Here is a 12,878-nt window from a genome sequence, read left to right as displayed (position 1 = left end):
ATTAATTATCTACCTGGTAGTTTGGTGCCTGTTTTGTAATACTGACATCATGAACATGCGACTCCCTCATTCCTGCGTTAGTCACTTGTACAAATTCTGCCTTAGTATGTAGTTGTTCGATATTTTCACATCCTGTATATCCCATGCAAGAACGCAAACCACCTAACAATTGATGAATAATTGTTTGCGCTGATCCTTTATAAGGAACCCGTCCTTCAATTCCTTCTGGAACTAACTTTTCAGAACCTAATGAGGCATCTTGGAAATAACGATCGCTAGAACCTTGTGATGAAGCCATAGCCCCAATTGACCCCATCCCTCGATAACTTTTATAAGTTCTACCTTGATATAATTCGATTTCACCTGGTGATTCTTCTGTTCCTGCAAACATACTTCCAAGCATTACTGTATCGGCACCCGCAGCAAGGGCTTTACCCACATCACCAGAAAAACGAATTCCACCATCAGCGATTATTGGAATTTTACCTTTAAGTTCTTGTGCCACATTTGCAATGGCTGTAATTTGTGGTACACCGACACCAGTTACAATTCGTGTTGTACAAATTGAGCCAGGCCCTATACCCACTTTTACAGCGTCAGCACCTGCAGTATATAAATCACGAGCAGCAGCAGCTGTAGCAATATTTCCTCCAATTACCTGTACATCTGGATGGTGTTTTTTAATCCATTTAACGCGATCTAGTACACCTTGTGAGTGCCCGTGCGCTGTATCAACAACAAGCACATCAACGCCCGCTTCAATTAATGACTCAATGCGTTCATCAGTACCCTCTCCCACGCCAACAGCAGCACCTACACGTAACTGTTCTGCAGCATCTTTACATGCAAAAGGATTTTCCTTTGCTTTTTGTATATCCTTCACGGTAATCAATCCGCGTAATTGGAACGCATCATTAACGACTAACAATTTTTCAATACGGTGTTTATGCAGTAAGCTACGCACCTCTTCTCGACTTGCACCTTCTTTAACGGTTACCAATTTTGACTTAGGAGTCATCACTTGTTCTACGCTCAAGGATAGATTAGTTTCGAAACGAATATCACGACTGGTTACGATGCCGACTAAATTTTCACCGTTCACAACAGGGACACCAGAAAAATTATATTTGGTCATTACATCGAGTAATTCTTTAACGGTGATATTAGGAGTTACTGTTATCGGATCCCGAACCATACCGCTTTCAAATTTTTTCACTTTTCGGACTTCATCAGCCTGTGCCATAATCGTCATATTTTTATGAATAATACCTATACCGCCCTCTTGTGCCAGAGCAATGGCTAAACGAGCTTCTGTTACAGTATCCATGGCTGAGGAGACGAGAGGAATATTTAGGCTAATAGTGCGAGTTAATTTTGTTCTTAAAGACACATCTTTAGGAAGAATTAAAGAGTGTGCAGGAACAAGGAGAACATCATCGAAGGTTAATGATTGCTGCACAATAGAAAGAGTCATTTCATTCTCACTAGAGGAGTTAAATTAACCGAATAGTTTACTATAAATTGTGGACAAATTAAACAGATAATTTACAATAACCCAACATTTTATCGTATAATTATAGACTTATTATATTTTGTTTTTTTCTTAAAACTGCTTATGTTATCATTCACGTTACTCCTAGGATTATAATCTCCTACTCAAAAAACAAGAATATCAATAATTGTTACAAACCATCAAAAATGCCACGATCTTCATTATTATTGGAAAATGTTTTTCCAAAGATCCCTGTTGCACCCCTTGAATTATTAATCAATAAACGTGTACACTGTTGGTTAAATATTGTGTTGAATCAAAAATAATAGGAAGGGTTCAGCGTTGGCTAAAATAATCGTGATTACATCGGGTAAAGGCGGAGTAGGCAAAACTACTTCTTCTGCAGCTATTTCTTCGGGCCTTGCATTATTAGGGCATAAAACTGTCGTTATTGACTTCGATATTGGTTTAAGAAACCTCGATATTATCATGGGTTGTGAACGTCGAGTTGTTTATGATTTTATTAACGTTATAAATGGCGAAGCCAATCTTAACCAAGCTTTAATTAAAGATAAACGAATTGCAAATCTTGCTATACTTCCTGCATCACAAACTCGAGACAAAGATGCATTGACTCTCGAAGGGGTAGAAAGAATACTTAATGATCTTGCCAAAGAATTTGATTTTATTATTTGTGACTCCCCTGCTGGAATTGAGACTGGCGCGTTAATGGCTATGTATTTCGCTGATCATGCAATTGTAGTCACTAATCCAGAAGTTTCCTCTGTACGTGATTCTGATCGAATACTCGGAATACTTGCGAGCAAGACTAAAAGAGCCATTGAGAATAAAACACCAATTCAAGAACATCTATTATTAACACGTTATGACCCAGAGCGCGTTGAGCGTGGTGATATGCTTTCGGTTACTGACGTAAAAGAAATATTAGCTATTCCATTAATAGGCGTTATTCCCGAATCAAAATCAGTACTTAAAGCTTCAAATACAGGTACACCAGTAGTTCTTGACGAAACAAGTGATGCCGGTATTGCTTATCAAGATGCAATTGCTCGCTTTCTCGGTGAAGAAAGACCAATGCGCTTCATAAGTAATGATCGTAAAGGATTATTGCGTCGCTTATTCAGCAAAAACAAGGAGGAAGTGACAGTATGAGTATTTTCAATTACTTACGTAGAAGAAGTGCTACCGCATCTGTTGCTAAAGAACGCTTGCAAATAATAATTTCTCACGAACGCTCTCAACGTAATACTCCGGACTATCTACCTAAACTTCAGGAAGAAATCCTCGCTGTTATTGCTAAATACGTGCATGTCACGCGTGATCAAGTAAGTGTGAACCTTGAACGTATGGGAGATAATTCAGTGCTTGAACTAAATATCACTATGCCAGATGATGTAAAGGAAAACGCTTAGACTTTTTTTTGAAACTTATATTGAAATAAAGGATATTACGCGGAATCAATTTGCCAAGTCGCCTATTTTAAAAGTATTTTTTAATAAAAACCTTTAAATTCCCCTGGTATTTTCAAAGAGCTAAATATTTTAATCATTTCTTTTAATAGCTCACGCGTTGACAATTTCTAAGATTCTATTTAAGTTAAATTCTGATTTTACAAATCATTTGAGAAAATTCTCGATATTCCTTGTGCTCTCTGAACCCCTAACTTCATTGAATATCGAGTTCTCACTTCCAAGTGCGATCAATTCAAGGCCCCTCACTCTTTTGAAAGTTTTATTCAATGTTGATTGATGCAATTTCTATGGCACCAATGGCTGATTTTGCATTCCTGGATTTGTAGAACCCTTAGGTTTCGGGTGAACAACTGGCGCAGGTGGAGCACTTACCCCAGGTTGTATTTGAATTTTTGGTCCAGGTTGAACCTTTGGTCCAGGTTGAACATTAGAATTTGGATACACTTTTTGAAAAGTTGGACCCTGTTGGATATTAGGGCCTGGTTGTACCTTCGGTCCTGGCTGTACATTAGGATACGGATGTACTTTTTTAGTCTGAGGAATAACTGGATTAGGCTGGACATTAGACCCGGGTTGCACATTTGGTCCTGGCTGTACATTAGGATACGGACGTACTTTTTTAGTCTGAGGAATAACTGGATTAGGCTGGACATTAGACCCGGGTTGCACATTTGGTCCTGGCTGTACATTAGGATATGGACGTATTTTTTTAGTCTGAGGAATAACTGGATTAGGCTGGACATTAGACCCGGGTTGCACATTTGGTCCTGGCTGTACATTAGGATATGGACGTACTTTTTTAGTCTTAGGAATACTTGGATTAGGCTGGACATTAGACCCGGGTTGCACATTCGGTCCTGGCTGTACATTAGGATATGGATGCACTTTTTTACCAGGATGAATAATTGTTCCAGGTTGTACATTTGTACCTGGTTTTACTTTGGGGCCGGATTGTATATTCGTACCTGGTTGAACATTAGGGTATGGATGAATTTTTTTGCCATGATCAAGAATTGTCCCAGGTTGTACATTCGTCCCTGGCTGTCCTCCTGGAGTTTGATAAGTTCCAGGAACTGGATGAACCAATACGGGTGGTGATTGCTTAATAATAGCTGGTTTACCCGGGGCTGATGGTTGAACAGCTTGGAAATTTTTCCCGGGCTTTATATTCTGAATCTCAGCTGGAGTAAGGGGTTTACCTTTATTTTTCAAAAGCAGAGGTCGAACTTTTGAGAAAGGAGGTGGGGCCGAAGAAGGTTGGGTTTTAACTATAATTGGCCTTGATAGTACTTGGGCAGGAGGTATTGCCTTACTCAAGCCTTTGCCTCCATAGATACTATTAGGTTGCGGTACTACAGGAGGAACATTTAATTTTTTTGCATTAAAAAGTTGTTGATGAGGAATACGTGAACGAAGATTATTCACCATCCTGGAATCGATGAAATCTTTAGTGGGTACAACAGTAACTGCATTAGCAATCTTTGCATTTTTGTAATTGATTTTCATATGTTGATTTCTATAAATATTATTGATGTAAGCAATATTAATTACTGTATTACTCAGATTGATCTGATTAAAATAATTTTGACTAACATAATAAGGAGGAATGTAAGGCTCTCCTGGTGCTAGAGGAAACCAACCAATGCCATATCCACCATCCAGCATAAATTCTGAGTTATTACCCCCAATAAATACAGTCAAGGCAGGTGCATAGATAGGACGAGCCCCTATTGGTCCTGGAACCCAGCACCATCTATTTTCAATAAAGGCCCAACGGCCGTAATGGAATGGCGCAAATCCCCAAGGTTGATTATCTACCCAAGTCCATCCCCAAGAACTTAACCATATCCACTGCCCTTCTTGATAAGGAGCCCAATTTTCTTCTACATTATTTGGATACCAAACGGGTCCATATTGTTTATCTTCAGTCCAAGATCCATAATTACCCAAGTCTTCATATCCAATGGTATCTGGAGAAATGTATTGAGTTGATACTGTACCTGTCATTTTATCACGCTCTAAACTCCAACGCTCAAAATCATCGGCTTCTGCAAGCGTAGTACACTGAAAATTTTCTAGATCAGTTCCTGTGGCACTGCATGAGGAACCAACGCCTACCGTGTTAGATGCATTTTCTCCATATGCTACACCTTGCCCCATTCTCACACTCACTGTAGTCGTATCATCTTCTGTGGTCACATCGAAAAGATAATATCCAGGTTCTGTAATGACGAAGGCTAAATTTGGAGTATCAACTTCATAAGTTTGATTTGCATTGATACGTCTGATGCTTAAAACAAGAGTTCCTTGGGTAATCTGAAATTGTGCTGTTTCATCATCTAGATTCAAAATCTTTAAATTCGTTTGACTCCCCATCCGTACAGCAGCTCCTGGCAATTGCATTTCAACAAGAGCTCCAGTATCTGACCATATCTGATCGTTTGTGATAAGGGGTCTATTAAGGGAGGCTTCAACCCACTCGGTTTCCCCAGCAGGGACAAAACTCACAGCTCCATTGATATAGCTTAATCGAGCGACTTGATTTGGAGGATCTGCAAAGGTCAACGTGGATATTAATAACATAAATAAACCCACTAGCCTGGCTACCATGAGATTGTCATCCATCGACCCTAGTTTCATGCTACCTCCGTACTTTATATTATCCCTAATACTTAAGGAGTTTGGCTTGCAGACAAGCATATTTATGATACATAAATAGCCTTTTCTAAGTATAGTCTATGTTTATAATTAAAAGAGAAGGAAGTGTTTAGCATATTCTATAAAAAAAGAGGAGCCACTGAGGCCCCCACAAGGAATAGGTATGAATTACAGCGATTAATTTACTCGCTCATCGTAGAAATTAGGAATCAATCATCTCGGATTCTATATCGTCTTTATTAACTATAGTTTTTTTGCCTTTGATAGATTTTATTGGGTGAGGTCGACGCAGATCCTCATCATTGAAATCATCTACCTTAATTACATCTTGTCGGGCCAACTCGGCTTCTTTTAATTGCTTTGCCTCTACCTCAGTTAATAATCCACAAGATAACGCTTCGTTGATTTGATCAAGCAAGGTCAGCGATTTTAAAACATTATCTTTGACAGCCCGCATTACTTTTCTTTCTAACTCCTCCACAGCACAGATTTTATAGAATGCCTCCTCCATACGTCCTAAAGGACAATTGTCTCCAGCCTTACTATAAACCAAACGAGTTAAACGCGTACGGGTCTCTCCAGGTTCGATTAGAATTCGAGCCAATTTATGACCTAATTGGTCGTTGGGTTTGTTTCTTAAATTACCGAGAGGTTTGATAATTAAGCGTAAAAGGATTCGTGCCCAACCCGATGGAAAATTCACAATGACACCGTGCATTGCTGTCTCACATTCGTACAATAATTGCTGACAACTCCATTCAACTAAGGGTAAATCTACTTTTGGCTCTCCATCTTCATGAAAACGCTTCAAAACTCCTGAAACCAAATATAAGGCACTCAACATATCCCCTAGTCGTGAAGATAATTTCTCTTTTCGCTTTAAGTCACCACCTAGAACAGTCATCGAAAAATCAGCAAGAAATGCTAAATTAGCGCTGTATTTATGAACGAGTTGGTAATAACGCTTCACACTACTCACAGGGGCTTTGGATAGGTGCGCGTCTGTCCATGCAAAAATGACTGATTTGGTAAAATTAGCAAGAATAAATCCAGCATGAGCAAAAAACGCATTATCAAATTCGACCAAATCATTATGTCTAATACTTTCAAGTTCTTTAAATACATAAGGGTGGCAGCGAATTGCTCCCTGACCAAAAATGATTAAACTACGAGTTAATATATTCGCCCCTTCAACGGTAATTGCGATGGGCGATCCTTGATAACCTCTACCTAAATAATTATTAGGGCCAAGACAAATACCCTTCCCGCCATGGATATCCATAGAATCACAGGAGACTTGTCTTGCACGCTCAGTGGTATGGTATTTTAATATAGCACCCACTACAGAGGGTTTGGCTCCATTGTCAATAGCAGCTGCAGCCATTGTTAAAGCCGCGTCAATAATATAAGTATTCGCTGCAATTCTGGCCAAAGGTTCTTCAATCCCTTCAAACTTACCGATTGGTTGATTGAATTGTTTGCGAATGCGAGCATAAGCGCCAGATGCTAGAGCAGCAGCTTGGGCACCCCCGTTCGCGCTCGAAGGTAAAGATATGGCTCTACCAGCACTTAAACACTCCATCAACATGCGCCAGCCACATCCAGCCATGGCGACTCCCCCGATGAGATAGTCCATAGGAATAAATACATCTTTACCTTGAGTTGGACCATTCAAAAATCCAGTATTTAATGGAAAATGGCGACGCCCTTTTTTAATTCCTGGGGTATTGGCGGGAATCAACGCACAACTAATTCCTACATCTTCACCCTTACCTAATAAGTTGTCTGGATCAAATAATCTGAAGGCCAATCCAATTACTGTTGCTGCAGGACATAAAGTAATATAACGTTTATCCCAATTTAAGCGGATGCCTAATACTTTTTCACCATTTATTTCTTGATGACATACTACCCCTTTATCTGGGATAGATGCTGCATCAGAACCTGCATTAGGTCCAGTCAAAGCAAAGCATGGAATTTCTCGGCCATCGGCCAATCGTGGCAAATAATAATTTTTTTGTTCTTCGGTTCCATATTTAAGCAATAGTTCCCCTGGGCCTAATGAATTAGGTACAGAAATTGTTGTGGCCGCCGTTATGGAACGCCCATAGATTTTTACTAAAATCGACATTTGAGCTGTAGCAGAAAACTCAAGACCGCCATAGCGCTTCGGAATAATCATACCTAAGAATCGATTTTCTTTGATAAATTGCCAGATTTCTGGAGGCAAATCAGTAAGGTTATGAGTTACATCCCAGTCATCGATCATTGAGCATAAAATATTTACAGGGCCGTCAAGAAAAGCTTGCTCTTCATCGGTCAATCGAACTGTAGGAGCATTTCTTAATATTGAAAAATCTGGTGCGCCACTGAATAAATCCCCTTCCCAACTTACAGTACCTGCTTCCAGAGCCTCTCGCTCCGTTGCAGACATAGCGGGCATCGCTTTACTTACTGTTTTAAAAAAATGTTTGGATAATAATATTCGTCTTAGAGGCTTTATTGCACCAGCAATTAAAATCAACTCAATCAAAACAAGTATTATTTGAGTCACCAACCCTGGAGAACCATAAGTAAAGACAAGAGCAGTAAATAGAGCAAAGCTAATAGCCCACACTGAAATTGCGGCTTGCCTGGTGAGCAATATCCCTGCAGCTCCAATGACCATGAGCGTTAAAATAGCATTTAGCACATTATTCTCCTTAATTATTTTAGGTCTTCTGACCTCTAGTACTATTTCAGTTTAAACCAGACACAATTTTTATAATATGTTTTGCCACGACATACGGGTGTTCCATGGGAAATAAATGGGTCCCTTTGGTTTTCATACTTGTTACATTAAAGTATTTTTTCATGTAGCGCACATCCATTTTACCAACCACAGTACTTTTGTCACCATAAATTAATGCTGCGGGGATTAATAACTTACCTTCAAAACTTGGAATGACATGTGGAATTGTGCGATAAATTTGATATTCAATATGTCGATCAAAGCGTAAATAATAACCATCATCTTTATATTCTAGACCATAATTAATGTAATCATTTAAACACTCATCCGTAAAGGTCTTAAATAAATCGCGAGTCTTTAAATAGTCCATTAATTGATCATGATCTTTCCAATACATTCTACGACCGCGGGTTCTAAATGCCGGGGTAATTCGATCAATAATACCTAGCGCTTTCGCCAAGCGAACCATACTCGATTTAAACGTACCAATTAAAGGGGAGTCCAGCATAATAACTGCTTTAAATAATTCAGGTTGTTCGATTGCCGCCAACAGGCTTAAAACACCACCTAAAGAGTGTCCAACAGCAATAACCGGACGATTGGCCTGTCTTTTAATACTGCTTAATACCTCAGAGATCAGATTGTGCCAGTTTTCACAAACGGGAAATAAAGGGTCATGACCAATTCGGTCAATGTAACAATAATCAAATTCTTTCTCGAGATGATTTAGCATTTGCTTATAACATAAAGCGGGAAAGCCATTTCCATGTGCAAAATGAATCAACTCTTTCATAATGTCCTCAATTCGCCTTACAAACTATTGTTACTCTTTATACACGAGCCATTCTTCTGCTTTCTGCTCGTAACGAATACAGCGAGAAGCTGTAATATATGACAAGTAATGCCGATAAAATGAATCCAGAACCGGGGAAAAGAAAATTAAAAATTAACAAAATGAACAAGAAACATAGCATAGGGGTTGAGGCAACAGCTAAAAGTCTACATGATTGCGCAAAGGTTACATTAAAAGAAAAGAATACATTTGAAAAAACTTGCCCTAGAAATCCTAAGACAAGGTAAATAACCAAAAACATGGAAAAAAACATTGCAACAACCATTGGGTAAATCAATAGTTCTGAAAAAAATTTCAATTTTTGTACTGAGCTATTTTCAGCGTATTTTTTACCATCAAAAACGGCATTTGTTCCTTTATCAAAGGATTGAACGATTGGAGCTCCCCTGCTAGGCTTGGATTCGGGCATATTAAACAACGTCAAGCTCGGCACCTTCAAAGAAATTTTATTTTTGTTGATCAAAATCGTAAGGTAAGGATAATCCGTAGTAAAATCATTGATTTTGTCTGTAGTATCAATAATCACAACGACTTCACCTTTATCGTTCTTAACAAAATAAGGCATAGGCTTATTAAGAAATACTTCGCCATTTTGTATATAAAAAACTGGGATTTTTGACAAAGGATTAGTAATCTGTTCTCTAAACGATTGATCTAAACTGAAACTCAGTCTTAAAGAGAATGGAATAGAAAATACAGCGATGGCTAACAAGAAATAAATTATACCAAGTCCCTTCCATCGTTTTCCAACATCGACGTAAAGAAGTCGTGAATAGAAGGACATATACAATGCAGACCAATAGCGGTAAATTGGAGTATCAATTGGTTTTAGTTTGTTTTTTTCTTTACTCACTCCATTCTCCAATACGTTTTCCCGATTTACTATGAAAAAGATGTAACTTCATTTTAGGTAGTTCTATCCAGAGTTGTCCACTTGAGATCGATTGATCTGCTGAAATGCGCAAATTTAATGATGGAGCGTTTTTAATACATCTTGCGCGCACGAGCTTATCTGCCCCCATATCATCTACAAATTCAATCTCAATAGGAATGGCTTGTGAATTACTTTCAGAACTAAGCAAAACATGTTCCGCTCGAATCGCCAAAACTAATTCATCCTTATCTTCAAGAATTTGCTTTAGCTGTGGAACAGGATAACGAACTCCGTACTCTGTATCTACAGTGTGGCTCGATTTATTGTAGATCCCTGATATTAAGTTCATCGGATATTGTCCTGTAAATCCTGCCACAAATAAAGTAGCTGGTTTTTGATATAACTCCTGGGGTGTTCCGATCTGTTCAACAATACCTTGATTAAGGACCATAACCCGCTCCGCCATAGTCATTGCTTCCGTTTGATCATGGGTTACATATAAACTGGTAGTATTTAGTTGTTGGTGTAGGCGGCGAATTTCATGGCGCATTTCTGTACGCAATTTTGCATCAAGGTTCGATAAGGGTTCATCGAATAAGAAAACAGCCGGGGAACGTACCATAGCCCTTCCCATAGAAACTCGTTGCTTTTGCCCTCCCGAAAGAGCTTGAGGTTTTCGCTCTAAATAAGGAGTTAAATGCAATAATTGGGCTGCTTCGTGTACTCGACGTTTAATGTCTGCTTTTTTAAAACGCCTCATTTTTAATCCATAAGCCATATTATCAAATACAGTCATATGAGGATAAAGGGCATAGTTTTGAAAAACCATAGCCATATCTCTTTTTGCTGGAGGTATCTCATTAACGCATTGATTGTTAATTAGAATAGATCCAGAACTTATATCATCTAGCCCTGCAATTAAACGTAATAAGGTGGTTTTTCCGCATCCCGACGGACCAACAATTACCATAAACTCACCTTTTTTAATGCTCACGTTTATGTTATCAAGAATCGTGGTTGATCCAACATTCTTCGAAACTTCAATGAGACTGACTGTTGCCATGCTTATTTTAACCCTTTTTCAAACCAGCGCTGCATTAACATCACCACCATACAAGGTGGAATCAAAGCAATCAATGCAACAGCCATAATGTAATGCCATTGTGGAACTTGATCCGCCACTCCTGCTAAATATCGAATGCCCATAACTACTGTAGCCATTTTTGTTTCTGTAGTAATCACTAATGGCCAAAGGTACTGATTCCAACCGTACACGAACAAAATAACAAATAATGATGCGATTTGAGTTTTGGATAATGGTAAAACAATATCAAAGAAAAAACGAACAGCCCCTGCTCCATCTAATTTAGCTGCATCCACAAGTTCAGGGGGTATGGTTTTAAAAAATTGACGGAACAAAAAAGTTCCTGTGGCCGATACAAATAGAGGTAATGTCAAGCCGGTAAAAGAGTTTAATAATCCAAAAGAAGCAACCACCTGAAATGTAGGAACGATCCTAACTTCTATAGGCAACATCATAGTAGTAAAGATCAAAGCAAAACATAATTTTTTAAAAGGAAAGTCGAAATAAACTAAGGCAAAAGCCGAACCTAGGGCAAAAATAATCTTTCCCAAAGCAATAGCCATGGCCATAAAAAAACTGTTTAACAACATGGAGGTAATAGGTTCCCCACCGGTAACTGACAAACCTTCAGTCATCACTGCTTTTAAATTTTTAAATAGCAATGGACCTGGAACTATAGGTATTTGAGATTGCATCATAACACTGCCTTCATTACTGGCAGCGACCAATGCCAAATACACAGGCAACAACATCAAAAAAACAAAAAAACATAAAAATCCATGTGATAAAATACGAGCTACATATGATTTCATGCGTAATGAACCTTTTTTTCGAGGTATTTAAATTGCACTAAAGAAACAAGGATGACAATAAGCATTAGTAATACAGATTGGGCTGACGAACTTCCCAAATCCATTCCTTCAAACCCATCCTGATAGACTTTATAAATTAGGTTAGTTGTACTATTACCAGGCCCGCCATGCGTCATCACTTGAATAATGCCAAAAGTATCAAAAAAACCATACATTAAATTCATAATGAGTAAGAAAAAAGTTGTGGGTGATAGAAGTGGAACAATAATTTGCCAAAAACGTTGCCAACCCGAAGCCCCATCGATAATTGCTGCATCAATTAAAGACGAAGGAATTGCTTTAAGTGCGGCGAGATAAAATAAAAAATTATAACTGAATTGCTGCCAACTGGCTGTGAGAATAACCACTCCAAATGCCTGGTTTACATTATTAACATAATCAAAATTGATACCAACAGATTGCAAAATATGAGTCAACCATCCTAAAGTCGGATGGCATAAAAAGCGCCATAAAATTGCTGCTACTGCAGGCGCTACAGCATAAGGCCAAATTAATAAAGATTTATAAAACCCTTGCGTCCTACCTCGATTATTCACTAATATGGCCATAAAGAGGCCTAAACTCATCGTGAAAAACGTCACACTAAAGGCGATAATAAAAGTTACCCCTATTGCTTTGCTGTACCCTGGATCGAGAAAGAGATCCACAAAGTTGGAAAATCCTGCGAATTTTTTATGGAGGCCAAAAGCATCCGTATAAAAAAAAGACTGCAATAATGCATTACATGCAGGCCAAATAAAAAACATCAGAGTAACAACAAGTTGTGGAATTATAAAAAGCCAAGCAGAAAGACGTTGGTGATTGAATTTAGCCATTGCCCA

General features: G+C 38.6%; 10 protein-coding genes. 2 read left to right on the top strand and 8 right to left on the bottom strand.

The window, feature by feature from the left end:
• Nucleotide 1: 1 nt before the first annotated feature.
• Nucleotides 2-1,474, bottom strand: coding sequence for an IMP dehydrogenase (gene guaB / locus HBNCFIEN_RS07370; protein WP_182393450.1), 1,473 nt, complete (start codon nucleotides 1,472-1,474; stop codon nucleotides 2-4).
• A gap of 360 nt (nucleotides 1,475-1,834) precedes the next feature.
• On the opposite strand from guaB, the gene minD reads away from it, so the two are divergent.
• A complete protein-coding gene (minD, locus tag HBNCFIEN_RS07365; RefSeq protein WP_182393449.1) occupies nucleotides 1,835-2,665 on the top strand; it encodes a septum site-determining protein MinD in 831 nt (276 codons plus the stop codon).
• Nucleotides 2,662-2,925, top strand: coding sequence for a cell division topological specificity factor MinE (gene minE / locus HBNCFIEN_RS07360; protein ID WP_182393448.1), 264 nt, complete (start codon nucleotides 2,662-2,664; stop codon nucleotides 2,923-2,925). The genes minD and minE overlap by 4 nt, the downstream gene beginning before the upstream one ends.
• Nucleotides 2,926-3,270: 345 nt before the next feature.
• Here minE and HBNCFIEN_RS07355 read toward each other — a convergent pair whose 3' ends face one another.
• The 7 genes from HBNCFIEN_RS07355 to HBNCFIEN_RS07325 form a co-directional block, all read right to left on the bottom strand.
• Complete coding sequence (locus tag HBNCFIEN_RS07355) at nucleotides 3,271-5,625, bottom strand: DUF6600 domain-containing protein (protein ID WP_182393447.1); 2,355 nt, start codon at nucleotides 5,623-5,625, stop codon at nucleotides 3,271-3,273.
• A 220-nt stretch (nucleotides 5,626-5,845) separates the two neighbouring features.
• Nucleotides 5,846-8,311, bottom strand: a complete 2,466-nt coding sequence (locus HBNCFIEN_RS07350; protein ID WP_182393640.1) for an acyl-CoA dehydrogenase — start codon at nucleotides 8,309-8,311, stop codon at nucleotides 5,846-5,848.
• Between the two features lie 70 nt (nucleotides 8,312-8,381).
• Complete coding sequence (locus HBNCFIEN_RS07345; protein ID WP_182393446.1) at nucleotides 8,382-9,167, bottom strand: alpha/beta fold hydrolase; 786 nt, start codon at nucleotides 9,165-9,167, stop codon at nucleotides 8,382-8,384.
• A gap of 37 nt (nucleotides 9,168-9,204) precedes the next feature.
• On the bottom strand, nucleotides 9,205-10,080 hold the full coding sequence (locus tag HBNCFIEN_RS07340) for a DUF1189 family protein (RefSeq protein ID WP_182393445.1): 876 nt from the start codon (nucleotides 10,078-10,080) through the stop codon (nucleotides 9,205-9,207).
• Nucleotides 10,073-11,164 (bottom strand): ABC transporter ATP-binding protein, encoded by a 1,092-nt coding sequence (locus HBNCFIEN_RS07335; RefSeq protein WP_182393444.1) that lies wholly within the window; start codon nucleotides 11,162-11,164, stop codon nucleotides 10,073-10,075. The genes HBNCFIEN_RS07340 and HBNCFIEN_RS07335 overlap by 8 nt, the downstream gene beginning before the upstream one ends.
• Before the next feature lie 2 nt (nucleotides 11,165-11,166).
• Nucleotides 11,167-11,997, bottom strand: coding sequence for a sn-glycerol-3-phosphate ABC transporter permease UgpE (gene ugpE / locus HBNCFIEN_RS07330; protein ID WP_182393443.1), 831 nt, complete (start codon nucleotides 11,995-11,997; stop codon nucleotides 11,167-11,169).
• Nucleotides 11,994-12,872, bottom strand: coding sequence for a carbohydrate ABC transporter permease (locus tag HBNCFIEN_RS07325; protein WP_182393442.1), 879 nt, complete (start codon nucleotides 12,870-12,872; stop codon nucleotides 11,994-11,996). The genes ugpE and HBNCFIEN_RS07325 overlap by 4 nt, the downstream gene beginning before the upstream one ends.
• Between the last annotated feature and the right edge of the window lie 6 nt (nucleotides 12,873-12,878).

Source organism: Legionella sp. PC997, from assembly GCF_014109825.1.
GTDB lineage: Bacteria > Pseudomonadota > Gammaproteobacteria > Legionellales > Legionellaceae > Legionella.
This window is presented reverse-complemented; position numbering and strand designations above follow the sequence as displayed.

Bases quoted from the DNA above. Each gene is read 5' to 3' on its own strand.
- HBNCFIEN_RS07325 (WP_182393442.1), bottom strand. From the start codon at position 12,872: ATGGCTAAATTCAATCACCAACGTCTTTCTGCTTGGCTTTTTATAATT.
- HBNCFIEN_RS07335 (WP_182393444.1), bottom strand. From the start codon at position 11,164: ATGGCAACAGTCAGTCTCATTGAAGTTTCGAAGAATGTTGGATCAACC.
- HBNCFIEN_RS07345 (WP_182393446.1), bottom strand. From the start codon at position 9,167: ATGAAAGAGTTGATTCATTTTGCACATGGAAATGGCTTTCCCGCTTTA.
- HBNCFIEN_RS07350 (WP_182393640.1), bottom strand. From the start codon at position 8,311: ATGGTCATTGGAGCTGCAGGGATATTGCTCACCAGGCAAGCCGCAATT.
- ugpE (WP_182393443.1), bottom strand. From the start codon at position 11,997: ATGAAATCATATGTAGCTCGTATTTTATCACATGGATTTTTATGTTTT.
- HBNCFIEN_RS07355 (WP_182393447.1), bottom strand. From the start codon at position 5,625: ATGAAACTAGGGTCGATGGATGACAATCTCATGGTAGCCAGGCTAGTG.
- minE (WP_182393448.1), top strand. From the start codon at position 2,662: ATGAGTATTTTCAATTACTTACGTAGAAGAAGTGCTACCGCATCTGTT.
- guaB (WP_182393450.1), bottom strand. From the start codon at position 1,474: ATGACTCTTTCTATTGTGCAGCAATCATTAACCTTCGATGATGTTCTC.